At 65.7% G+C, this 22,794-nt stretch carries 19 protein-coding genes; 10 read left to right on the top strand and 9 right to left on the bottom strand.

Going from position 1 to position 22,794, the window contains the following annotated elements; genetic code table 11:
• Positions 1–281 precede the first annotated feature (281 nt).
• Positions 282–563, bottom strand: a complete 282-nt coding sequence (locus tag HG421_RS15715) for a hypothetical protein (RefSeq protein WP_169707178.1) — start codon at positions 561–563, stop codon at positions 282–284.
• A 521-nt stretch (positions 564–1,084) separates the two neighbouring features.
• On the opposite strand from HG421_RS15715, the gene HG421_RS15710 reads away from it, so the two are divergent.
• On the top strand, positions 1,085–2,365 hold the full coding sequence (locus HG421_RS15710; protein ID WP_169707177.1) for a sigma-54-dependent transcriptional regulator: 1,281 nt from the start codon (positions 1,085–1,087) through the stop codon (positions 2,363–2,365).
• Positions 2,365–2,607 carry a hypothetical protein gene (locus HG421_RS15705; protein WP_169707176.1) on the top strand — a complete coding sequence of 81 codons (243 nt, stop codon included), beginning with the start codon at positions 2,365–2,367 and terminating at the stop codon, positions 2,605–2,607. Before HG421_RS15710 ends, HG421_RS15705 begins: the two co-directional genes overlap by 1 nt.
• Here HG421_RS15705 and HG421_RS15700 read toward each other — a convergent pair.
• Positions 2,601–2,981 carry a response regulator gene (locus HG421_RS15700; protein WP_169707175.1) on the bottom strand — a complete coding sequence of 127 codons (381 nt, stop codon included), beginning with the start codon at positions 2,979–2,981 and terminating at the stop codon, positions 2,601–2,603. The two genes, HG421_RS15705 and HG421_RS15700, sit on opposite strands and share 7 nt — an antisense overlap.
• A gap of 206 nt (positions 2,982–3,187) precedes the next feature.
• Here HG421_RS15700 and HG421_RS15695 point away from each other — a divergent pair, with 206 nt between their 5' ends.
• Both HG421_RS15695 and HG421_RS15690 read left to right on the top strand, forming a co-directional pair.
• Positions 3,188–6,730, top strand: a complete 3,543-nt coding sequence (locus tag HG421_RS15695) for a CheR family methyltransferase (protein WP_169707174.1) — start codon at positions 3,188–3,190, stop codon at positions 6,728–6,730.
• A gap of 416 nt (positions 6,731–7,146) precedes the next feature.
• The gene (locus HG421_RS15690) at positions 7,147–7,716 is read left to right on the top strand and encodes a hypothetical protein (RefSeq protein WP_169708229.1); all 570 of its coding nucleotides are present in this window, start codon (positions 7,147–7,149) and stop codon (positions 7,714–7,716) included.
• A gap of 503 nt (positions 7,717–8,219) precedes the next feature.
• On the opposite strand, the gene HG421_RS15685 is transcribed toward HG421_RS15690, so the two are convergent.
• Positions 8,220–9,119 (bottom strand): manganese catalase family protein, encoded by a 900-nt coding sequence (locus HG421_RS15685; RefSeq protein ID WP_169707173.1) that lies wholly within the window; start codon positions 9,117–9,119, stop codon positions 8,220–8,222.
• Between the two features lie 130 nt (positions 9,120–9,249).
• On the bottom strand, positions 9,250–9,756 hold the full coding sequence (locus HG421_RS15680) for a ferritin-like domain-containing protein (protein WP_169707172.1): 507 nt from the start codon (positions 9,754–9,756) through the stop codon (positions 9,250–9,252).
• Positions 9,757–10,168: 412 nt separating this feature from the next.
• Between HG421_RS15680 and HG421_RS15675 the strand changes: the two genes are divergently transcribed.
• The gene (locus HG421_RS15675) at positions 10,169–10,363 is read left to right on the top strand and encodes a hypothetical protein (RefSeq protein ID WP_169707171.1); all 195 of its coding nucleotides are present in this window, start codon (positions 10,169–10,171) and stop codon (positions 10,361–10,363) included.
• Between the two features lie 12 nt (positions 10,364–10,375).
• Here HG421_RS15675 and HG421_RS15670 read toward each other — a convergent pair whose 3' ends face one another.
• Positions 10,376–11,593 carry an FAD-dependent oxidoreductase gene (locus HG421_RS15670; protein WP_169707170.1) on the bottom strand — a complete coding sequence of 406 codons (1,218 nt, stop codon included), beginning with the start codon at positions 11,591–11,593 and terminating at the stop codon, positions 10,376–10,378.
• A gap of 281 nt (positions 11,594–11,874) precedes the next feature.
• Here HG421_RS15670 and HG421_RS15665 point away from each other — a divergent pair, with 281 nt between their 5' ends.
• The 4 genes from HG421_RS15665 (at position 11,875) to HG421_RS15650 (ending at position 16,209) form a co-directional block, all read left to right on the top strand.
• The gene (locus HG421_RS15665; RefSeq protein WP_169707169.1) at positions 11,875–13,173 is read left to right on the top strand and encodes a sensor histidine kinase; all 1,299 of its coding nucleotides are present in this window, start codon (positions 11,875–11,877) and stop codon (positions 13,171–13,173) included.
• Positions 13,170–13,946, top strand: coding sequence for a LytR/AlgR family response regulator transcription factor (locus HG421_RS15660; RefSeq protein ID WP_169707168.1), 777 nt, complete (start codon positions 13,170–13,172; stop codon positions 13,944–13,946). Before HG421_RS15665 ends, HG421_RS15660 begins: the two co-directional genes overlap by 4 nt.
• 35 nt (positions 13,947–13,981) lie before the next feature.
• Positions 13,982–14,353, top strand: coding sequence for a hypothetical protein (locus HG421_RS15655; RefSeq protein ID WP_169707167.1), 372 nt, complete (start codon positions 13,982–13,984; stop codon positions 14,351–14,353).
• Between the two features lie 260 nt (positions 14,354–14,613).
• A complete protein-coding gene (locus tag HG421_RS15650; protein WP_169707166.1) occupies positions 14,614–16,209 on the top strand; it encodes an APC family permease in 1,596 nt (531 codons plus the stop codon).
• Between the two features lie 229 nt (positions 16,210–16,438).
• Here the strand turns inward: HG421_RS15650 and HG421_RS15645 are convergent, their stop codons facing one another.
• Positions 16,439–17,041 carry a hypothetical protein gene (locus HG421_RS15645; RefSeq protein WP_248279392.1) on the bottom strand — a complete coding sequence of 201 codons (603 nt, stop codon included), beginning with the start codon at positions 17,039–17,041 and terminating at the stop codon, positions 16,439–16,441.
• A gap of 378 nt (positions 17,042–17,419) precedes the next feature.
• On the opposite strand from HG421_RS15645, the gene HG421_RS15640 reads away from it, so the two are divergent.
• Positions 17,420–18,346, top strand: coding sequence for an oxygenase MpaB family protein (locus HG421_RS15640; RefSeq protein ID WP_169707165.1), 927 nt, complete (start codon positions 17,420–17,422; stop codon positions 18,344–18,346).
• 31 nt (positions 18,347–18,377) lie between these two features.
• Here the strand turns inward: HG421_RS15640 and HG421_RS15635 are convergent, their stop codons facing one another.
• The 3 genes from HG421_RS15635 to HG421_RS15625 all read right to left on the bottom strand — a co-directional run bounded on the left by HG421_RS15635 (position 18,378) and on the right by HG421_RS15625 (position 22,529).
• Positions 18,378–20,447 (bottom strand): M13 family metallopeptidase, encoded by a 2,070-nt coding sequence (locus HG421_RS15635; RefSeq protein WP_169708227.1) that lies wholly within the window; start codon positions 20,445–20,447, stop codon positions 18,378–18,380.
• Positions 20,448–20,595: 148 nt separating this feature from the next.
• Complete coding sequence (locus HG421_RS15630) at positions 20,596–21,291, bottom strand: glycosyltransferase (RefSeq protein ID WP_169708226.1); 696 nt, start codon at positions 21,289–21,291, stop codon at positions 20,596–20,598.
• Positions 21,292–21,533: 242 nt separating this feature from the next.
• Positions 21,534–22,529: an aldo/keto reductase gene (locus HG421_RS15625; RefSeq protein ID WP_169707164.1), complete on the bottom strand. Its 996-nt coding sequence runs from the start codon at positions 22,527–22,529 to the stop codon at positions 21,534–21,536.
• Positions 22,530–22,794 lie beyond the last annotated feature (265 nt).

Genomic DNA, 22,794 nt, shown 5'->3' with positions numbered 1-22,794 from the left:
ATCTCCCAGGACTGAGCGCGCGTGAGCGCAGTGACGGTGGCAACGGGCTAGGTCAGTGCGGCTGCAGCAGGGCGGTGCCGGCAGTACCGATCAGTGGGTCACGTGCGTTCGATCGTGAGTGGCGTCGAACGCTGACCCATGCTGGCAGCGTCAAGCGTGCGCGCATGTAGCGCAGAAAAGCGTGACCCGATGCACCGGCCGACACTGCGGAGCGCTTGCGGCTGGATCGGGCGCACGCCAGACCTGGGTGTGCGCTGCATCGGCGTATCTCGCACGCCGGCCTATGGTGAGCGCAGATGCCGCAGGCAACGGGGAGCCAGCCAGTCGGCAAGGTGTGCATGCATCGACCCGGGAGTCAGGCACAGCGACTGACGCACCTCCCTGATGGCGTCCTGCTCACTCAACTGCGGGTGCGCGTTATAGGCCTCGCAGACGGCGCGTACCGTCCCCTCCGGAACGCCCTCGAACGGGTGATAGCCAAGCTGGCCGCGTCGATGCTGCTGGCGCCAATAGTCCAGTTCGTCCTGGACATCAGCCAGGCGAGGGTCAGTTACTGCTTGCATAAGGCACCATGGTCAGTTGCTTTTCCACGAGTGTTGACCCCCTGAAAGAACGGTGCTGTGAGCACAATGTACACGCGCTCTGCACATCCACGCCGTAGGCTGTTGATGAAGCGCCTGCATCGCATTCATCGGCGGCAACTCGCGCTCGGCTCGGTCCTCGAGCCATGTACGGTCCGGTTGCGATGCAACAGCGAAGCGACCTGATCCGTTAACTGGTTGGCGACCGGGTTCAAGAAAAACTGCCGGCCGAGTCACGCGAAACCTTGCGCTGCTTGGCGTTTCGACAGTCCCGATGCGGTTGCCGAGCCCGACCATGACGCTTGGCACTGGCAAATTACCGGCCGTCCGTGCGTACTGCGAGCACACCCCACACGGCGAACTCGACTAGGGGGAAGAGTGCCGTCCCGATCATCGACATGATGGTTGCGCATCCATTCTCGTAGTGACAGGCAAGCGCGGCTTCGCGCGGCCGTCACAATTCTCAACTGAACATGTACTAGTCATTGCGGACAGAAGCGCTCATGGACCGTCTTTCCTGCGCCATCATCGACGACGACGTGGAGTTCTGCGATCAGGTGGTGGAGCTCGCCACCGATAGCGGATTCCGCGCCAAGGGGATCCACACCCTGGGCGAGGCCAGCCGTTGGCTGGACAGCAACTTCCCGGACCTGCTGGTGGTGGACGTCGGCCTGCCCGACGGCAGCGGCTTCGACCTGATCGAACGGCTGGACCCTGACCATACCCCGCAGATCGTAGTGGTCTCGGGCGACTACGCCTACGAGACCCAGGGGCGCGCGCAACAGTTTGGCGTCAGCGAGTTCCTGACCAAGCCCTTCGCACCGGAACGCCTGGAGCGTGTGCTCGGCGGCTTGCGCGAGGCGCAGCAGGGCAACCTGGGCATCATCGGCAATAGCGACAGCATCGCGATGTTGCGCAAGGACATCGTGCGCGTGGCGCCGACCGATCTGAATGTGCTGGTGACCGGTGAGACCGGTACCGGCAAGGATCTGGTGGCGCGTGCCATCCACCGGGTGTCCGGCCGTCGCGGTCGCTTCGTGCCCGTCAACTGCGGTGCAATTCCGGAAGAACTGCTGGCCAGCCAGCTGTTCGGCCACGAGCGTGGCAGCTTCACCGGTGCCGATCGCCGACATGCGGGGTTTCTGGAACAGGCGGCCGGCGGCACCTTGTTCCTGGATGAAATTGGCGAAATGCCCAAGCGCCTGCAGGTCTACCTGCTGCGTGCGATCGAATCGCGCAGCTTCATGCGGGTTGGTGGCAACGAAGAGATTCCACTTGACGCGCGTGTGGTTGCCGCGACCCATCAGCATGTGCAGCGCGAGCAGGCGGTGCTGCGCGAGGACCTGTTCTACCGACTCAACGAGTACCCGATCCAGGTGCCACCGCTGCGCGACCGCCGCGGCGACGCGCGCGTGCTGGGTCTGCGCGTGATCGACGAACTCAACGTCAAGTACGGCAAGCGCAAGCTGCCGACCAAATCGCTACTGCGCTACCTGGCCTATCACGCCTGGCCGGGCAACGTGCGCGAGCTACGCTCGTTCATCCATTATCTGTATCTGCGATCGGATGGCGATCTGCTGAGCGCGCCGGAGGTGGAGCAGACCGTACCGCAGGCCGCCGAAGACGGCTTGCTGATTCCTGCCGGCTGGACCATGCGCCAGGCCGAGGACGCCATGATCGAATCGGCGCTGGCACGCACGCGCTTCAACAAGAAGGCGGCTGCGCGCGAGTTGGGCATCAGCGTACGCACATTGCACAACCGGCTCAGTGACAAGGATGCGTAGTGTCTGATCCAGGGCGCGGTCATCGGCGCGAGTTGCTGCACCAGTTGCGCAACCGTCTCAACGTGATGGGCTTTGCGCTGTACGCACTGCGCGACGAATCGTCCAAGCCGTTGGAAACGCTACGCAACGCACATCAGTCGGCAGTCGAGCTGCTCAACCTGCTGGGCGAAGAGGAGCGCGCCCTGCAGCGGTTAATAGAAGCATCCGCAGATGCCGTGGGCCCGGCCAGCGCCGATCAGTGAGCGATCGACGCCGCCTGCTGGCCGAGCAAGCTGGCGATCGTGTGCGGGTTGTAGGGTTTCATGCAATAGGACAGATGTGCGAAGCGTTTGGGCAAGGTGTGACGGTCGTAGCCCGAGCAGAACGAAAACGGCACGCCGCGCTCCATCAAGGCGTCGGCCACCGGAAATACCGCCTGGCCACGCACATTGACATCCAGCAAAGCGCCGTCGATGGCTTGGCCCGATGCGATCAGCGAAAGCGCGTCTGCGACATTGCCGACCGGACCCACTACGCGCACGCCAGCTTCCACAAGTAAGTCGTTGAGCGATTCGGCCAGCAGATAATCGTCTTCGACAACGAGAATGCAACGGCGCTTGGGTGCGTTGTCGTGCATGGCGAGCTCCAGGGCGGCAAGCGCAGCGGAGTGCGCGCATCGCTATGGTGCCCCCGGTGCAGGTTAACAGGGCGCGTAAGCAGGCGCTTCCAATGCCGTCTGGTGCCGCGTGGCCGCTGCAGCAGGGGCATTGCGTGGCGGTCTGGCGCGCTTTGCGCCATCATCGCCGGCTGCATTCGGCTCTAGCGCACAACCGGCACTGCCCCATGACCGACGACCAGGCATTCCCCCACGACCGCGCGCCCGACGCGACGACTCAGCCCGCCTTGTTCGTCCTTGGGGTGGGCGCCTCCGGCATGGATGCGAGCCGCCTTGCGGAATTGCTCGATGCCGTTGCAGGGGCGTCGAATCTGGCCGTCATGCTGCTGCTGCGCGACCGCCAGCTGCTGGATGAGGCGCGTCTGCGCGAACTGCTCGGCAAACAGGCCGCGCTGCTGGCGGTGCCCAGCGATGGCGATCGGCTGCAACCGGGGCGCTTCTATCTGCCGCCCGCCAATACCGTGGTGACGCTGGAAGAGGGCCGCATCCGCCTGCGTAGCTTGCCTGGCGGCGAGAGCGACCACGGCCTGATCGACAGCTTCTTCGTATCGATGGCGCACGACCAGGACGGCAATGTGATCGGCCTGATTACCGGGCGCCTCGACGGAGACGGCACGCTGGGCACCGCGGCGGTCCGCGAATGCGGCGGCCTGGCGCTGGCCGTGGACGATGCCGCGCTGCATGGACTGGATCTGCGCAGCGCCAGCAACCCTGCCGCCATCACCGACGACATCCTGCCACTGCCCCAGGTCGCTGCGCGCATCGCGGCGCACATGCAGCGTCATCACGGCTTCGGTCATCCGGCGCCGGTAGGCGTGCGCAACGGCAGCGAGAACGACAAGCTCAGCCAGGTGGCCGGCATCCTGCGCAATACCACCGGTCACGATTTTCATGGTTACAAACGCGCCACCTTCCTGCGCCGCGTGCAACGACGCATGCAGGTGGCGCAGGTGGCAACGCTGGAGCAGTATCTGGAGATCCTGCGCAATCGCTTCGACGAGCCGTTGCAGCTATTCAACGATCTGCTGATCGGCGTGACCAAATTCTTCCGCGACCGTCGCGAGTTCGAATTCCTGGAGCAGCAGGTGATCCCGCGGTTGTTCCAGGGCAAGCACACCGGCGACAGCCTGCGCGTCTGGGTGCTGGGCTGCTCCACCGGCGAAGAAGCCTATTCGCTGGCGATGCTGCTGCGCGAACATGCCGAAACGCTGGACACAGCGCCGCGCATCCAGATCTTCGCCAGCGATATCGACGGGCGTGCGCTGGCCACCGCGCGCGTAGGACGCTATGCCTCCAGCATCGTGGGCGAGGTAGCGCCGGAACGCCTGCGGCGCTGGTTCGTCAAGGAGGGCGACACCTATGTGGTGAGCAAGGAGTTGCGCGAGTTGTGCGTGTTCTCCCAGCACAGCATCGTCAAGGATCCGCCCTTCTCGCGGCTGGATCTGGTCTCGTGCCGCAATCTGCTGATCTATCTGGATGCCGAGCTGCAGAATCGGGTGATCCCGATCTTTCATTTCGCCATCCGGCCCGGCGGTTATCTGTTCCTGGGCAATGCGGAAAACGTGTCGCGGCACGCGCAGCTGTTTACGCCGGTAGAGCGCAGCTTCCGGGTGTTTCAGCGCATCGATGCCGACAGCAACGTGCACGCCACCTTCCCCACCATGCAATTGGCCGTAGCGGGCCAGACGCCGGCACCCCCGCAGCGGCAGCGCAATTCCAGCAATGCGCTGGTGCGCGCCGGCGAGCGCATCGCCGACCGTTACGCGCCTGCCTATGCGGTACTGGACGAGCAGTTCGACGTGTTGCACTTTTCCTCGCAGGCGGGACGCTTCATCCGTCCGGGGGGCGGCACGCCCAGCCTCAACCTGCTCAACCTGATTCATCGCGATTTGCGCCTGGATTTGCGTAGTGCGCTCAGCCGCGCCGAGGCGGACCGCTCGCCGGTGCACGTCAAGGGCATCCAGGTACACGAAGACGCCGCGACCTGGGCGGTGAACCTGTTCGTCGAGCCAACGTCCGATGCGGAAGTTCCACGCGGCTACGTGGTGCTGTTTCAGGAAGTGGAGGCGCGCGATCCAGTGGAGCTGCCGGCACCGCGCGATAGCGTGCACGACAGCGGCCACGTACAGGTGCTGGAAAACGAGTTGCGTATCACCCGTGAGCGCCTGCAGTCGATGATCGAGGAGCTGGAGAGTACCAATGAGGAGCTCAAGTCCTCCAACGAGGAATACCAGTCACTCAATGAAGAGCTGCAGAGCGCCAACGAGGAGCTGGAAACCTCCAAGGAAGAGCTGCAGTCGGTCAACGAGGAAGTGACCACCGTCAACGGCGAGCTGGCCCATCGCGTACAGGAGCTGGCGCATGCCAACAGCGATTTGAAGAACCTGCTGGAAAGCACCCAGATCGCCACCGTCTTTCTCGACAACGAATTGCGCGTGACCAACTTCACACCCGCCGTCACCGACATCCTGCCGTTGGTGGAGAGCGACATCCATCGCCCGATCAGTCATATCAAACTGCATGTGGACTACGACGACCTGCAGGACGACGCGCGCCGGGTGATCCGTACCCTGGCCGTACTCGATCGCGAGGTCGAGAATCCAAGCACGCACGCGCGCTACATGGTGCGCGTGTTGCCATACCGTACCGTGGATAATTTCATCGGCGGTGCGGTGCTGACGTTCATGGACGTGACTCCGCTCACGCGCGCCGAGCGCGCGCTGCGCAGTAGCGAGCAACGCCTGCGCACCTTGATGGAGGGCATCCCGCAGCTGGTGTGGCGCTCGCTCGATGGTGGGCGCTGGACCTGGTCCAGCCCGCAATGGTCGAGCTACACCGGCCAGAGCGATGTCGACAGCCTGGAGCTGGGTTGGTTGCAGGCGGTGCACCCGGACGAACGCCAGTCGACCATGGACGCATGGCTGGATAGTGCGGCCAGCGGCGGACTGGACATCGAGCACCGGCTGTTCAATGCGACCGAACAGGGTTACCGGTGGTTCCATACGCGTAGCGCGCCGGTACTCGACGAGCGCGGGCAGGTGCTGGAATGGCTGGGCACCTCCACCGAATCGGACAATCTGCGCCGCCTGCAGGAGCAGCAGCGCGTGCTGGTGACCGAACTGCAGCACCGCACGCGCAACCTGATCACGGTGGTGCAATCGGTGGCCAAACAAACCATGCAGACCAGCCAGGGCATGCCCGATTTCGCCATCAAGTTCGAAGACCGCCTGTCGGCGCTGTCACGCGTGCAAGGTCTGTTGTCGCAATCGGAGAACGAGCCGACCACCATCGGTGCGCTGCTGCGCATGGAGCTGGCCGCGCTCGGTGCAGAGCCGGAGCACCGGCGTATCGTGGTGGAAGGCCCCGACGTCGCCTTGCGCAAGTCCACCGTGCAGACCTTGGCCCTGGCCCTGCACGAGCTCGCAACCAACGCGCTCAAGTACGGTGCGCTGGCGGTCGATACCGGCCGCTTGACGATCCGTTGGAGCGTGGTCGCTGGCGACGATGCATCGGCGCAGCTGGCGTTGGAATGGATCGAAGAAGGCGCAAACCAGCAGCTGCGCGAGGATCGCGATGAAGCGGGAGGCTTTGGCCGGCGCCTGATCGAAAAGGCCTTGCCTTATAGCCATGGCGCACAGACCTGTTACGAACTCACCGATACACGGCTGGAATGCAGGATCCAGTTGCCGCTCCACCCGCTGCGGGGATGAGGCGCGGGTAGTGGCATACGTTCCTATGGGGTTTGCGACGGCGGGCGGACGACCTCGCTGCGCGCTGTGGTGGCACGACCGATCAATGCGCCGGACGCTGACAGCGCGTCCGCCGGCAGCCGTGCACGCGCCACGGGCTCTGCATGCCACCTCGCCTGAAGCTGCACTGTGCAGTGCATGCACGGACAGCAGGCCGCTCACCGGGCATCTGGTGCAGATTCTGACGCCGATCTGGAATTTCACGGAAAAATCTGCGCACCGGTGCAGATAACGCGACCTATTCGGCCGCCGTGTCGCAGGCATGGCATGTTCCACTGCCGGTGATCGCTGCAATGCAAGGCAGTTCACCATCGCAAAAACTTGGCTCGCATTGTGCGTACTCGATGGGTGTCATCGAGATGCATCGTGGAGCGGTCATGATTACGCGTATTCTTCAATTGTCTGCCGGTGTGACCGGTAATGCATGGATCGAAGTCGAGGTCGGTGCCGAGGCCGACGTGTTGGTTGGCGGTCGTGGCGGAAACCGCGATGAACGTGCCACGTTCGGGCGACGGTCGCCTGGTCAGCTGCGTCCGGTCCATGTCCAGGAACCGGGCCGTATGGATGGCATCGACGTCGCCATCTGGGAAACCCAACGCTGCGCAATCCCGATCTGCGGGTTCGTTTGTGCGCTTTCCTCGGACGGGACGTCGGCCACCTGGTTGAGCCAGGATGGGGAAGCAGTACATGCCGCAGGGCTGCGCAATGTGATGGACGTCGGCGGACGCCTGCAGACCGGATTCTCGATCCTGGTGGTGGCCTCTGCCGGCATGCCGACGTATCGCCCCTTGTGCATCGACGGTGACGTGCAGCAATGGCTGCAGCTGGGCGGTGGCGAGGCGCTACGTCGGCTTGATCCCTGGCGGTTGGAACGACGCACTGCAGCAGCCGTGCGGCAGCAGGAGTGGCCCGGCCGAGCGCGCGCAGCGTCTACGACTCGCTTTTAGAACGGCTGATAGCACGTAACGGGCAGTCATCGGGTGGTGTGGACAGGCGCGCCTGGAGCATGCAGTGTGCGTATGCCATTGTGCCGATTCCTCGCGTCAGCCCTGGTGACGGGCGCACGCGGTTTGTTCGTCGCTGTTGGTCAGATGGTGTCGGCACACTGAAGCTTGATGCGCAAGCACGAAAGCCCGGATCGGAGCTTGGGTGCGGTGCTGGTTGCCTTCAGGACCAGTTCGCCTTCCTCCAAGCCATCGCTATCGCCGTGGCCGCGCTGATGGTGACGTTCCGCTTGGACAATGCTCGGTGACGCGGCGGCGTCCGCGGCGTGACGGCTACGACGCGTTGCGGCTGGATCCAGCCCTGGATCCAGTCGTTGCTTTCTCGTAATGATCCTGCGACTGCATGCTAGACGTGGCTCGATTGCTCAGGCCGATCCTGCATGCGACCAAGAAAAAGCCCGGGTCTCGTAGACCCGGGCCTATGGTGCGCGCGCGACCTGTTGGTCTCAGCGTTGAATGTCCCCGGTGGTGGAGCCGGCGCCCGGGCCCGCGCCCAGGTCCGCGCCGGTCACACGATCCAGCTCCGGGTTGGACTGCAACCGCAGCGACATCGCGTCCAACGCGCCGAGCTGGCTTTTATCCAGCGCCACCGTGGCCGAACCATCTCCGCCATCCACCGCTGCCTGTTGCTCGCGGTCGGCGACGACCTCCCACTGTGCGCCCGAATTCCAGGGGCCAACCATGTCGCCCTCGCCTTGCGAGGTGTTGTAGTAGGTGTCGGTAAAACGCGGATCGCCGGGCAGCTTTCCGGGGGGAAAGTTGGGTTCGATCGAATACAACGCCTTTTCGAAGGATTTCTGATGCGCCACTTCGCGCGTCATCAAGAAGCGCAGCGCATCCACAATCCCAGGATCGTCGGTAACAGTGATCAGTCGCTCATAGACGAGCTTTGCGCGGGCTTCGGCGGCGATATTGGAACGCATGTCGGCCGTTGGGCAGCCGATGCTGTCGACGTAGGCTGACGTCCACGGTACCCCGCTGGAATTGACCAGCGCCGGCCCACCGCCATACAGGATCTGCTGGGTGTGGCTGGTGCTGTTCTGCGTCATTGAACGCATTGCCATCGCTTCTTCCATGCCTTCGGACAATACCGCCTTGGGTCCCTTGTTCAGCATGGCAATGATGGAGCCGATGATCTCCAGATGGCTCAGTTCTTCGGTGGCGATGTCGAACAGCAGATCCTTGCGGCCCGGATCGTCCTCGCCTAACGCTTGCGTGAAATAGCGCATCGCAGCGGCGAGCTCGCCCTGCGGTCCGCCAAACTGCTCGAGCATCAGCGTGGCCAGATCCGGATTTGGCTGGGCAACGCGGACGGTATACATCAACCGCTTGTTGTGCATGAACATAAAAGGTGCTCCATGGCTGGCGCCTGGCAACTACAACCGCTCAGGGAGCGGGCAGAAACTGGGGCTTTGGCTGTTGAGTGCGTCCGCACAGGCGCGGACGACGCGGGACGGGGGGCGTCCCGCTGAGGGATCAGGCCGCCTTGCTGGCCTTGGATGCCTTCTGATTGCCGCCTTGCTCGGCAAGCAGGGTCAACTTTTCGTCGGTCGCCTTTTCTTCTTCCAAGGTCGCCAACAGCAGCGGCAACGCATCGGCGTACCCAAGTTGTTTGGCGATGGCGGCGATGGTGCCGTACGAGGCGATTTCGTAATGCTCAACCTTTTGCGCGCCACCGATCAGTGCGGCATCGCGCACCGGGCCGGCCTCGATCTCGTCGATGACCTCGCGGCTTTCTTCCACCAGGCCTTCCATCGCCGCGCATTTGATGCGCTTGAGTTTGATGCCGAGCACATCGACCACCTGGTCGATCCGTTCGATCTGGCCCTGTGTTTCTTCCAGATGGGTTTCGAAGGCTTCTTTCAACTTCGGCTCGCTGGCGGCGCGCGCCAGGCGCGGCAGCGACTTGGTGAGCTGCTTTTCGGCGCTGTAGATGTCCGACAGTTCGTGGATAAACAATTCTTCGACGGTCTTGATCGCCATGGGTCACTCCTGGGTTGGTCGAAAGGGAAACACGACAACGTCGCGTGGGAGGGCGCCTCTTCGGCCGCGTTCACCACACCGCGGGCTGAGTTGCTGGCAGCACCGCAAGGCATGAGTCCGTCGCGATCGACTGCGATGGAAGCGCGTGCCCGACGAGGCGGTGCTGCGTGATCGCTACGCTAGCGGCGCGCGTGTTAGCGGGATCGGTGCATACGGTGATCCCGATGCGACAACGGCCTGTGCCGTAGCGCGGCCGCAGGTGCTTGCTGTTCAACGAACGCAAGCGTGCTGGCGATGCATGCAGGCATCACGCCATCGTGCAGGGCGGCACCCACGCAGTTGCAGTGAGCGGCTGCAAGCCAACGCGCGAATGCGCTACAACACCGCATCACCGTCAGATACGAGGCGCTGCATGACACCCCTGGATAAACCGCTACGCCGCGAGCTTCATATCGGCGACCAGGCCTACACCCTGTTGATCGACCCGCAGGGCCTGAAGCTGATGGAAAAGGGCAGGCGCAAGGGCGTGCGCCTGCGCTGGGACGACCTGGTCAGTGGCGATGCCGCAGTGGCCCACGCGCTGCAGGCCTCGCTGGAAGATCGCTAGGCGTGCGCTGCCTCAGGCAGTGGGAAACAAACGCGCCAACTCGCGCACAGCCGCTTCGCTGGCGGCGCGGTCGGGCGTGGCATCGGCATTGTTGAAGTCGTTGGCACCTTGCGATTGCACCAGCAATCCATCGCGGCGCGGCACCACATTGAGGTTATGCCCGCGCCAGACCAGCCCGTAGCTGACCTCCGGTTGCGGGATCAGGCGTGCGGTCTGCCCGCGCACCGGGATCACGCTCGTATCGCCCAGCAGGGCGCGCGCGCCGTAGCCGGTGGCATTGACCAGGATCTTTTCGTGCAACTGGCCGAACTGACGCGGGTCTTCGAAACTGCGCGTGTACAGCTCGCCGCCGGCCCGCAGAAAGTCGTCCATCAGCAGGCGCGCGTAGGCGCTGATGTTGAAGGTCAGCTGGCCATAGCGGCGCACGAACGGCACCGGGAACGGATGGCTGCCGGCCGCCAGTGGCTGCGAACGGGGGCCAAGGTCGCGCAGCAGCGTGCGTTCCAGCGGGGGATAGTCCGGTTCGTGCGCTTCGGCCGATGCGATTGGTTGGTCGAACGGCAGGTCCGACAACACGTAGCCGTCGCGCCATTCGATCGGCTCGCCGGGCAGACCGAGCAGGGTCTGGTACCGGCGAAAGGAGATCCGCGCCATCTCTTCCCAGCGGGTCTTGAAATCGGCGTCGGCGTACGCGCTGGTGCAAACCCGCGAATCAGGCGACCACACCCCGGTGGCATAGAACGAGCGCACGTCCGGCAGGCGCTCGCGCGCATAGATGCGCACGCGCAGGCCCGCACGTTGCGCCACCACCGCGGTGGTTAGCCCGATTGCGCCACAGCCGATCACCGCCAGTTCGCGTGCGTTCGCATCGGCGCCGCGCACCAGCCGCAGGGCATGCTCTGCAGCGCCCCAGGACAGCGACCAGCCGCTGCCGCCATGCCCGTAGTTGTGCACCACCGTCTTGCGGCCGATACGTTCGGCTTCGATGCGCGGGCCTTGCGCGCGGAACGGCCGGGTGCAGCCGTCGATGGCGATGATGCGATCGACCGACGCACGCATCGGCAGCAGCGGCGGTGCGGCGGCAAACGGTAGAGGCACGGCTGTCGGCGCCTGGGGTGCGGGCACGGCCGCAGACGGCGCGATGCCCGTCTTGCCGGTGGCCGCCCAGCTGCCCGTCGAAGCAGCCGCGAGCGCAAGCCCGGCGCTGTGCAGGAAATGACGTCGGTGCATGCGATTTTCCGGGAGTGAGGATGGAGGTGGCCAAGGCAGCTGGTGCGCAGCGGCGCTTCCACGCAGGCCCCGATGGTAACGCCTGGAGTGCGGTACGGTTGCGCCGGGCAGGCGCGCCGGCAACCGCGACGCGGCCACGCCCGCAGGTTGCCGGGGGTGCCCGATTTCGTCCGCCGAATCCGGCGTTTGAGGTCACTTGGGCGGCCATTCGTCGCCTGGGGCTGTCGTCGCCACGCGCGGCGGCTATGCTCGCTCCCGTCCACTCAACGAGCGCCTTGTCCGTGTCTGCCAGCGTCTTTCTGATCGTGCGTCTCGTGTTCGCCTGGGCTGGCGCATTGGTAGTGGCGGCGATCATGTGGGCGCAGCTGTTCGGCTCGACCGGCGCGTTCTTCGGGCTGGCCTGCATCGTGTTGCTGACGCTGGCCTTGATGAGCGCGATCACCCATGTGCGGCGCGTGCGCCTGATCGCCGGGCGGCTGGATCACGACACCTTGTCCACGCGCCAGCGGCGTCAGATCGAAGTGCCGCTGGAAGCGCGGGCCAGTTTCGCGGTGGTGGAAGAGGCGGTGCGCGCGCTGCCGCGCGTGCAGGACATCGAGTGCGCGCCGGGCAGCCTGCTGATCCGCGCACGGGTGCGTCGCATCGACCCGTACGAAGGCCGCAAGCCCTCGCGCTGGAATCTGTTCGCGCGCTTTGCCATCACCCACAACCAGGTGCTGGCGACGATCACCCCGGGGCAGGGCACCAGCAGCGTCACCGTGTTGTGCGAGCCGGATGCCGGTGCGTGGGTGGACCTGTTTGCGGTCGACGAAGGCAGCAACTACGAGAACGCCGAGGCGATCAACCGCGCAGTGGTACGCCGGGTTGGCGAGCAACGCCGCGACGAGCAGGCGGCGGTGGAGCAATCGGTGATGGAAAAGGAGCTGGCGGTGGCGCGGCTGAACCTGCTGCATGCCCAGGTGGAGCCGCATTTCCTCTACAACACGCTGGCCAGCGCGCAGGTGCTGGCGCGGACCGATCCGCCGCGCGCCGACATCATGATCGGGCACCTGATCCAGTACCTGCGCCGCTCGCTGCCCAGCGCCGACGATGCCACCTCCACCCTGGGCGAAGAACTCGAACGCACCCAGGCCTACCTGGAGATCCTGCGCATCCGCATGGGCGCGCGGCTGGCGCTGCAGGTGGAAGTGCCTTACGAGCTGCGCAGCCTGGCGCTGCCGTCGATGATGCTGCAGACGCTGGTGGAGAACGCCATCAAGCACGGGCTGGAACCCAAGCCCGGCGGCGGCACCGTGTGGATCCTGGCACGCCGTCTCGACAACCAGGCCACGCTGACGGTGGCCGATGACGGCCAGGGTTTCAACACGCACAGCCATGGCACCGGCATCGGCCTGAAGAATCTGCGCGAGCGCCTGCAGCTGATCTACGCCGACCAGGCGAGCTTTGCCATCGTCTCCAATTTTCCCAGCGGCGTGGCGGCCACCATCACCCTGCCGCTGCCGGCCGCGCTTGTGGGCGGCGTGCGGCAACCGCCGCCGTTGCCCGAGGCTGCGGTTTCCATCGCAAAGGTGCAGGCATGAGCGCGCTGCGTGCAGTGATTGCCGAAGACGAGGCGCTGCTGCGGCAGTCGCTGCTGGCGCTGCTGGCCGAGGTGTGCCCGCAGCTGCAGGTGGTGGGCGAGTGCGAAGACGGCGCCAGCGCACTGGAGGCCATCGCCACCCAGCAACCGGATGTGGTGTTCCTGGACATCCGCATGCCCGGGCTGACCGGCATCGAGGTGGCACGCGCGATGCGCGAGGTCAGTCCGCGCACCCAGGTGGTGTTCGTCACCGCTTACGACCAGTACGCCATCGATGCCTTCGAACACGGCGCGGTGGACTACCTGCTCAAACCGATCAGCCGGCAGCGCCTGCGGGCCACTTGGCAGCGCGTGCAGCAGCGCGCCGCCGCCGGCCAGCCCGATGGCGGCCTGCTGGATGCCTTGCTGCAGCGCCTGTCCGCACGCCCGGCCGCCGCCAATGCGCCGGCGCCGCTGGCCTGGCTGACCGCCAGCAGCGGCCGCGAGACGCGCCTGATCGCACTGGAGGAGGTGGCCTATTTCCAGGCCGACCAGAAATACACCACGGTGATGACCGCCGCCGGCGAAGCGGTGCTGCGCACCCCGCTGCGCGAGTTGCTCGACGCACTCGACCCGCAGGTGTTCAAGCAGATCCATCGCTCGACCATCGTCAACATGAAGGCAGTGGCCTCGGTGATCCGCGACGACACCGGCAAGGGCCGGCTGCAGCTGCGCGGCCGCAGCGAGACGCTCACCGTCAGCCAGCCCTTCATGAGCCTGTTCCGCGGCATGTAATTCCCCCGTTCGCATCGACTGAAAGGACTGCCTCCATGCGCCTGCTCGCCTCCCTGGTCTATTGCCTGCTTGCCCTGGCCGGCTGCCACGAACGCACCGGCACCACCTCGATCACCCGCGCCATCAGCGATGGCCGCGACGTGATCTTCAGCAAGACCCTGGTCACCGACACCGAGACCAACGTGCATTGCCTGGCCAGCAGCAGCGGCCAATGCCATTACCTGGTGTACGAAGAACACTGCCCGGCTGCCGCCTCGGGCAGCAGGACGCCGGCACCGGGCTGCGCACGCCGGACCCTGGACCAGTTCGCGCTGCTGCCGGGCCAGATCCGCGCCCTGCGCGGGATCACCAAGGCCGCACATACCTGCGTGGATGCCACGGCACCCGGCGCCGACTGTCACGGCTAGCAGGCGCCCATGGTGTGGGGGGCGGCCGGTGCTTGCAGGTGTATGCACCGCGAGTGCGGGCGGCAGCGGTGTCTTGCGTGTGCTTCCTGCACGTTTCGGCGAGCGCCGTAGCGCCGCACCCGTGTGATCCAGGTCTGCCAGGGCTTTGGAGCGCGGCGCTGGACGGGTGGGCGCCTGAATACGCACTGCCGGCAAGCGGCCGCTTCTGCGATCATTGCCGGCTCGTGCCGATTCACGGCGCCATCACTGTCAGGCTTCTCATGTCGGAACATTCGTTGCGCCGCGACGTCGGCCCCTTTGCGCTCATGCTCACCGGCCTGGGCTCGATCATTGGTTCTGGCTGGCTGTTCGGCGCCTGGCGCGCAGCCGGGCTGGCCGGTCCGGGTGCGATCTGGGCCTGGATGCTGGGCGCGGCGATCATCACCACCATCGCGCTGTCCTACGCTGAGCTGGGCGCCATGTTTCCCGAATCCGGCGGCATGGTGCGCTACAGCCATTACTCGCACGGCTCGCTGGTGGGCTTCATCGCCGGCTGGGCCAACTGGATCGCCATCGTCTCGGTGATCCCGGTCGAAGCCGAAGCCTCGGTGCAGTACATGGCCTCCTGGCCCTGGGCCTGGGCGCAAGGGCTGTACGTGCAGGCGCCGGGCGGCGCCGGCGAACTGTCGGTGCCCGGGCTGCTGATTTCCGCGGTGCTGGTGCTGGTCTACTTCTTCCTGAATTTCTGGAGCGTCAAGCTGTTCGCGCGTTCCAATACCTTGATCACCGTGTTCAAGCTGGTGGTGCCGGCGGCGACCGGCGTTGCCTTGATCGCCAGCGGCTTCCACAGCGAAAACTTCGGCGTCGGCATCCACGGCGATGCGCACGTGCTCGATCTGGCCGCGGTGCTCACCGCGGTGGCCACCGCCGGCATCGTCTTCAGCTTCAACGGGTTCCAGAGCCCGGTGAACCTGGCCGGCGAAGCGCGCAACCCGGGCCGCAGCATCCCGTTCGCGGTGCTCGGTTCGATCGCGCTGGCCACGCTGGTCTACGTGATCCTGCAGGTGGCCTACATCGGCGCGGTGCCGCCGGACCTGTTGGCAAAGGCCGGCTGGCACGGCATCGATTTCCGCTCGCCGTTCGCCGAGCTGGCCATCATCGTCAACCTGCACTGGCTGGCGATGCTGCTGTACATCGATGCGTTCGTCAGCCCCAGCGGCACCGGCATCACCTACACCGCCACCACCGCGCGCATGGTCTACGGCATGGAAAAGAACGGCACCATGCCGGCCGTGCTGGGCAAGCTGCACCCGGTGTGGGGCGTGCCGCGCATGGCGATGTTCTTCAACCTGGCGGTGTCGTTCGTGTTCCTGTTCTTCTTCCGCGGCTGGGGCACATTGGCTGCGGTGATCTCGGTGGCCACCATCATTTCCTACCTCACCGGCCCGATCAGCGCGATGGCGCTGCGTCGCCACGCACCGGAGCTGCATCGCCCGTTGCGCATCGCCGCATTGCCGGTACTGGCTGGCGTGGCGTTCGTGATGGCCACCGAGCTGCTGTACTGGGCGCGCTGGCCGCTGACCGGCGAGATCATCTTGTTGATGGTCGTGGCGCTGCCGGTGTACTGCTACTACCAGGCCAAGCAGGGCTGGCCGGACCTGCGCCGCAACCTCAAGGGCGCGGCCTGGATGATCTGCTACCTGCCGACGATCGCGCTGCTGTCCTGGGCCGGCAGCACCGACTTCGGCGGCCATGGCTACCTGAACTACGGTACCGACCTGGCGGTGGTCGCGGCAGTTGGCGCGGCGTTCTACATCTGGGGCGTGCGCAGCGGCTGGCGTACCCCGTCGGTGGAACAGGCGGTGGCGCGGGCTTGAGTGGTTTGGGCATCCCTGTCTGCAGGCGTGCAGTTGTGCCGTGCGCGCCTGGTGCGACGCTGCATCCACTGACCTGGGTAGTTCGGATGTAGCGACAGCGGCCTCTCCAGGCTCTGATCAAGACGCGAACAAGAACGGCCGGCGCGTGTGCACCGGCCGTTCTTGTGTATCTGACCCGCTGTTCAACGCACATCCCGCCTGACTGCAGACCTTGGGCGTGGTGCGTCGTCTACCCCGCGTTGGCCACCAGGCGCGGCGCGCCATCGAAACGTTCCAGATCGCGCAGCAATTCGGTATAGCGGCGCAGCCGGCCCATCTCGCGCATGTTGACGATGTCCTCGTGGCGCAGCTCGCGCCTGGAGGTCACCTCCTGCTTGTAGCGCAGTATCTCCGGATAGCGACGCGTCATGTCCAATGCGTCGGCAACGCATTCGACCGAGTCGGCATCCGGCGTCACGCGTGCGCGGCTGTTGAAGGCGCGCAGCCAGCGCTCGAAGCCTGCGCTGTGATCGAACAGGTCGGCGATGTACCACATGATGAACAGGATCGACACCCACGAGGTAAAGATGATGACGATGCGACTGAAGGTGAGGTGGTAGTCGTTCTGCCACAGCTGATGGGTGATGACACCGAGCAGGACCAGCGAGATCGCCTGCCAGCCGATGATCGAGGCGATGACCCACTGTTTCTTGGCCACCTTGAGCAGATCGAGCTCTTCGTCGAGCTGCTCATCGGTCTTGTCGCGCCAGAAGGCGACCTGCTCGTCGAAGGAGCGCCGATGGAGTGCGTTGTCCTGCAATAGCAGGCCCAAACCCTGGAACAAAGCGATCATGACAAGCTCCTGACGGATGGCTGGTACGAGCGGCTTGCTGCACCGGTGCTGGCTGGTGCCCTGGAGCGACCGACGCGCCGCCGGACGATGCGGGGCGGATATCGGACGCCCCTAGTTCTAGCACTTTCGCTGTGCATGGCAATGCCTGGAGCGAACCGCTGGCCGCGCAATCCTGCGCAGTCGCGCACAAAACGCTGAATTCAGGCGGTTTGGCGGCCGCAGCGCAACGCCGGGCGTCGCCTGGGCGGGCGATCTTGCTGCACTGCACACCGGACGGTGCGGCGGGTACGCCATCTCGACCGGCTCCGCCAGGCGCGGTACGCCTGGTCGGCGAGACGACATGAGACCTGACGACAGGCAAGCCGGTACCATCGCGGCATGTCTTCGGTTCTACGCACGCTCACCGCCCCCGCCGCCGAACAGATCCGCCGCTGGGTGCTGGGCGCGTTTCCGCGTGGCCAGAGCAGCATCGAGTACGACCAGCCGCTGGGCGACCCCGGCCTGTTCGGGCCCGATAGCGTCACCTGGCGCGTGCATTCGGAATTTCCGGGCATGCTGTCCGGCGGGTTGTGCGCATTGATGCTGCAGCTGCTGCACCCGCGCGCGCTGGCCGGTGTCTACGACCATTCCAACTTCCGCTCCGACCTGATCGGGCGGCTGCGCCGCACCACCAACTTCGTGGCCGGCACCACCTACGCGCCACAGGCCGAGGCCGAACAGCTCATCGCGCGCGTGCGGCGCATCCACGCGCAGATCCGTGGCCACACCGCCGACGGCGTGCCCTACGAGGCCAACGACCCTGCGCTGCTGACCTGGGTGCATGTCACCGAGGCCTATGGCTTCCTGCAGGGCTGCCGTCGCTATTGCCGCGAGGTGCCGGTGGCCATTGCCGACCGCTACTACGACGAAGCACGGCGCGTGGCCGAAGCGCTGGGCGCCAGCGCCGTGCCTGCCAGCGAGGCCCAGGTGGAGGCCTATTTCGCCTCGGTGCGCGGCGAACTCCGCCTGGACGCCCGTTCGCGCGAGGTGCTCGACATCCTCACCGGCATCCAGTTGCCGGTGCCGGCGGCTGGCTTGTCGCGCGGCGTGTTTCTTGGTGCCGGCAGCGCATTGCTACCCGACTGGGCCGGCGACATGCTCGGCCGCACCGCCACCCAGCGTGCCCAGGCACGTGTCTCGGCGCGCGTGTTGCGCAGCCTGTCGCCGCTGTTCCGCACCGCATTGCGCGATGGCCTGTCCGCGCGCGCATGCCGTCGCATGCAGCTCCCCCCGGCCATGTTGCTGGAGTGGCCCAAGCGGTCGTGACGGTGGCGGATGGCGCCTGCGGCGACCGTCACTACCAGATCCTGACCCGCTGCTCCGGTGCCAGATACAGCTGCTGGCCTTGCGTCACGTCGAAAGCCGGATACCAGGCGTCCAGGTTGCGCACGGTCTGCGCCCGGAAGCGTCCGGGTGCATGCACGTCGGTGAGCACCGCATTGCGCAGCGCGGCGTCGCGGTACTTGCCGCGCCAGGCCTGCGCAAAGCCGAGGAAAAAGCGCTGGTCCGGGCTGAAGCCGTCGATGGTCTGTGGCTGCTTGCCCTGCAGCGACAACTGATAGGCGTCGTAAGCCGTTGCCAGGCCGGCGACATCGGCGATGTTCTCGCCCAGGGTCAGCTTGCCGTTGACCGATAGATCGTCGAACGGCTTGTAGGTACCAAACTGCGCGGCAAGCGCATTGCCGGCGGCTTCGAACTTCTTCAGGTCCTGTGGCGTCCACCAGTTATGGAGTTCGCCGTGCTCGTCGAACAGGGCGCCCATGTTGTCGAAGCTGTGGCTGATCTCGTGGCCGATCACCGCACCGATGGCGCCGTAGTTCACCGCATCGTCGGCGGCCGGGTCGAAGAACGGCGGTTGCAGGATCGCGGCGGGGAAGATCAGGCGATTTTCCAGCGGCACGTTCAGCGCATTGACCTCCTGCGGCAGCATGTACCACTCGCGGTGATCGACGGCCTTGCCGAGCTTGGCAAGATTGCGGCGGTACTCGAACAGGCCGGCGCGTTCCACGTTGCCCAGCGCATCGTCGCGCCGCACATCCAGCGCACTGTAGTCGCGCCAGCTGTCCGGGTAGCCCACCGCCACCGTCAAGCCGGCGATCTTGGCCTTGGCGTGCTGCTTGGTCTGCGGAGTCATCCATTCCAGCGCATCGATGCGCTTGCCGAATGCGGCGATCAGGTTCTTGACCATCTCTTCGGCGCGCGCCTTGGTCTGCGCGCTGACGTATTTCTGCACGTAGCGCTTGCCCACCGCTTCACCCAGTGCGGCGTTGGTGGCGTCGATGCCGCGCTTCCAGCGCTGGCGCTGCTGCGGCGTGCCCTCCAGGGTGCTGCCGTAGAACGCGAAGCGCTCATCGGCAAACGCCTTGGACAGGTACGGCGAGGCACGATCGAGCGCACGAAAACTCAGATAGTCCTTCCAGGTCTGCAGCGGTTCGGAGTGCACCAGCGCCGACAGCCCGCTGATCGCCTGTGGCTGCCAGACGATGAAATCCTGCTGTGCCTTGAGACCTGCGGCATCGAAGAACACGCCCCAGTCCAGGCCCGGTGCCTGTTGGGCAAAATCGGCCTGCGTCCAGGCGTTTGCACCGGCCTGGACGTTGTTGGTCTGCTCGGGGCTGGCATGCACGCGCGCCATCGCCGTTTCAAGCGCCACGATGTGCTCGGCCCTGGCCTGTGCGTCGTCGATGCCGGCCAGCTCCAGCAGCTTGACGATATGCGTGCGGTAGGCATCGCGCAGCTGCGCCATGCGCCCGCCGTCCAGGTAGAAGCTGCGCTCGGGCATGCCCAGGCCGCCCTGCACCAGATAGGGCGCGTAGCGGCCGGGGTGGTGCAGATCCTGCGAGACCCACAGGCCGAACAGACGGTCGGTATGGAAATTGGTCGCGTTGAGCAGATCCACGTCGGCGCGTAATTGCCCGCCCAGGGTGCGCGCCAGTGCCTGCTTGTCGTCCAGGTGCGCAATCGCATCCAGTTCGGGTTGGACCGGACGCACGCCCTTGGCCTCGATGCTGGCTTCGTCCATGTAGGCGGCGTAGTAATCACCGATCTGCTTGTCTTCGCCGGTGAGGCGGTCGTTGGCGGCGGCGCCTTCGATGATGTCGCGGCTGTGGCGTTCGGTGTCGATGGCGATGCTGACGAAGCTGTTGAAACTGGAGCGGTCGTCGGGAATCTGGGTGCGCTTGACCCAGCCGCCATTGGCATGGCCGAAGAAGTCGTCGCCAGCGGCCACGCTGCGGTCCATGCCTGCGGTATCGAAACCGAACTGGCCAAGCTTGGGTGCGCTGGGCGGCGGCGTGGCATGCGTATCGCCCGCAGGCGCGGCGCCCTCGCGGTGGCACGCTGCAGTGCTCAGGGCCGCGGCAGCCATGGCAGCGATCAGGACAGGGCGGTGAAAAGAAGCCATGCAGTGCAACTCGAAACCGGAACGAGAACGGCAGTGTAAGTGGCCTGCGGTGCCACGTCCCGATTCGAGGGCAGGCACCGGTGCGTGATCGCCGGCCATGGACACGCCCGGTTCAGCGCCGCCGCTGGTACCAGAAGCCCAGCGCGTCGCGGGTCTGCAGCATGCGTCGCCCGCGCCATAGAAAGCGCAGCAGCAAACCCAGGTGCTCACGCTTGGAAAAACTGCGCAACTTGCGGTCCGAGGTATGCACGGTCTGGCGCAGGATCACGAAGCGTCCGCAGCGCGCCAGCGCGCGGCTCAGTGCCACATCTTCGCCGGCGTAATAGCGCGTATCGAAGCCGCCCGCACCGATGAAGGCCACGCGGGTGCAGAACAGAAAGCACCCCGGCGCGATGCCGGCAATGCGGAACAGCCAGCCGAAGATGGCCTGCGCAGTGCGTTCGAACCACGCGCGTTCGCCATGCAGGTGGACCTGCGCGCCGCCACCCACCGCGCCGGCATCCAGCGCCTGCAGCGCTGCGCCAACCACCTGCGGGTTGACCTGGGTGTCGGCATCCAGGAACAGCAGGCGCTCGCCACGCGCGGCCTGCGCACCTGCGTTGCGGGTGGCGGCGATATGCCGTAGCTGCACGTCCAGTACCTGTGCACCGGTGGCGCGTGCGATGGCGGCGGTGTCGTCGTCGCAGGCATCGGCCACCACGATCACTTCGTAGTCCAGCTGCATTGCCTGCGCGCAGGCATGCAGGCAGTGCAGGGTGTCGCCGATCAGGGCGGCCTCGTTATGGGCGGGGATCACGAACGACAGCATGGGTGCGGCCCGTGGAAAGATGGCGGTCAGTGTGGCGGCGGTGGCGATGCGGTGGTGTGAGTGAGCAGCCACCGTGCTGATCCGCTGCCGTGATGCGGGCGCATCCTGAGCAATGGTGCAGCGCCTGCCACGTATAGACCGCTTGCAAGGCCGGGCGGTCTACTTCCCGCAGATCGCTGCCTGCATTGACCGCATGAGCCCGACTGCATGGCCGCCGCCATAAGGCGGCCATGCAGTGGTTCTCAGCGATGCACCGAGCCCATGGTCGCTTCGGGATACCGGGTGCCGGACGCGGCCTGGGGCGGAAAGATCGCATCGATGCGCGCCAGTTCGTCGGGCATCAATGCCACGTCGAGCGCGGCGAGGTTCTCTTCCAGATAGGCCAGGCGCTTGGTGCCGGGGATGGGGACCAGGTCCTGGCCCTGTGCCAGCACCCAGGCCAGGGCCAGTTGCCCGGGCGTGATGCCCTTGTCGGCGGCAATCGCCTTGACCTGCTCCACCAGCTGCAGGTTGCGGGTGAAGTTTTCGCCCTGGAAACGCGGCGAATGGCGGCGGTAGTCGTCGGCATCGAAGTCGTCGGGCGAGGAGAACGCACCGGTGAGGAAACCGCGCCCCAGCGGCGAGTACGGCACGAAGCCGATGCCCAGTTCACGCACGGTGGCGAACACGCCATTGTGTTCCGGCTCGCGCGACCACAGCGAATATTCGGTCTGTACCGCAGTGATGGGATGCACCGCATGCGCACGGCGGATGGTGGTGTCGGCCGCTTCGGACAAGCCGAGGAAGCGCACCTTGCCCTGTTCGACCAGGCGCGACATCGCCCCGACGGTGTCTTCGATCGGCACGTTGGGGTCCACGCGATGCTGGTAGTACAGGTCGATGTGCTCCACGCCCAGGCGACGCAGGCTGGCCTCGCAGGCTGATTGCACATAGGCCGGGCTGCCATCGATGCCGCGCACTTCGGGGTTGTTGGGATCGAGCTTGATGCCGAACTTCGTGGCCAGGAAGACCTCGTGCCGGCGCGTGGCAATCGCCTTGCCGACCAGCACTTCGTTTGTATGCGGGCCGTACATGTCGGCGGTATCGAGCAGGCTGACGCCACGGTCGAGTGCGCGATGGATCACCGCGATCGACGCCGCTTCATCGCTGCGATCGCCATAGAACGCGCTCATGCCCATGCAGCCCAGGCCAAGTGCGGAAACGGTGGGGCCGGAACGGCCAAGCGTGCGGGTTTGCATGAGGGGGAGAGCTCCGTGCAGCAGGGTAGGCGGGCAGGGTGATGTGGTGCGCGTTAGCGCGATGTGGTTCGAGCGCTAAGGTGCCGGGGCCAGCGCCGCACGTCATCGGCCAACCGCCTGCCTCGAACACCAGGGCCTGGTCAGCCGCGACAACGCGCGCGGTGGATCGCCGCCGGTACCGTGCCGGTGATGTGCAGGCTGCCTGGTGGTGACAAGCGCAACGATCCACCCGCACTGGCGTGCTGGTCCCGCGCATGCGGCCCGA

The organism is Xanthomonas campestris pv. badrii, from assembly GCF_012848175.1.
GTDB classification, from domain to species: Bacteria; Pseudomonadota; Gammaproteobacteria; order Xanthomonadales; family Xanthomonadaceae; genus Xanthomonas; species Xanthomonas campestris_C.
This window is presented reverse-complemented; position numbering and strand designations above follow the sequence as displayed.

Bases quoted from the DNA above. Each gene is read 5' to 3' on its own strand.
- HG421_RS15680 (WP_169707172.1), bottom strand. From the start codon at position 9,756: ATGGCGATCAAGACCGTCGAAGAATTGTTTATCCACGAACTGTCGGAC.
- HG421_RS15695 (WP_169707174.1), top strand. From the start codon at position 3,188: ATGACCGACGACCAGGCATTCCCCCACGACCGCGCGCCCGACGCGACG.
- HG421_RS15635 (WP_169708227.1), bottom strand. From the start codon at position 20,447: ATGGCTGCCGCGGCCCTGAGCACTGCAGCGTGCCACCGCGAGGGCGCC.
- HG421_RS15670 (WP_169707170.1), bottom strand. From the start codon at position 11,593: ATGCACCGACGTCATTTCCTGCACAGCGCCGGGCTTGCGCTCGCGGCT.
- HG421_RS15660 (WP_169707168.1), top strand. From the start codon at position 13,170: ATGAGCGCGCTGCGTGCAGTGATTGCCGAAGACGAGGCGCTGCTGCGG.
- HG421_RS15690 (WP_169708229.1), top strand. From the start codon at position 7,147: ATGATTACGCGTATTCTTCAATTGTCTGCCGGTGTGACCGGTAATGCA.
- HG421_RS15685 (WP_169707173.1), bottom strand. From the start codon at position 9,119: ATGTTCATGCACAACAAGCGGTTGATGTATACCGTCCGCGTTGCCCAG.
- HG421_RS15640 (WP_169707165.1), top strand. From the start codon at position 17,420: ATGTCTTCGGTTCTACGCACGCTCACCGCCCCCGCCGCCGAACAGATC.
- HG421_RS15625 (WP_169707164.1), bottom strand. From the start codon at position 22,529: ATGCAAACCCGCACGCTTGGCCGTTCCGGCCCCACCGTTTCCGCACTT.
- HG421_RS15655 (WP_169707167.1), top strand. From the start codon at position 13,982: ATGCGCCTGCTCGCCTCCCTGGTCTATTGCCTGCTTGCCCTGGCCGGC.
- HG421_RS15675 (WP_169707171.1), top strand. From the start codon at position 10,169: ATGACACCCCTGGATAAACCGCTACGCCGCGAGCTTCATATCGGCGAC.
- HG421_RS15715 (WP_169707178.1), bottom strand. From the start codon at position 563: ATGCAAGCAGTAACTGACCCTCGCCTGGCTGATGTCCAGGACGAACTG.
- HG421_RS15700 (WP_169707175.1), bottom strand. From the start codon at position 2,981: ATGCACGACAACGCACCCAAGCGCCGTTGCATTCTCGTTGTCGAAGAC.
- HG421_RS15630 (WP_169708226.1), bottom strand. From the start codon at position 21,291: ATGCTGTCGTTCGTGATCCCCGCCCATAACGAGGCCGCCCTGATCGGC.
- HG421_RS15710 (WP_169707177.1), top strand. From the start codon at position 1,085: ATGGACCGTCTTTCCTGCGCCATCATCGACGACGACGTGGAGTTCTGC.
- HG421_RS15650 (WP_169707166.1), top strand. From the start codon at position 14,614: ATGTCGGAACATTCGTTGCGCCGCGACGTCGGCCCCTTTGCGCTCATG.
- HG421_RS15645 (WP_248279392.1), bottom strand. From the start codon at position 17,041: ATGATCGCTTTGTTCCAGGGTTTGGGCCTGCTATTGCAGGACAACGCA.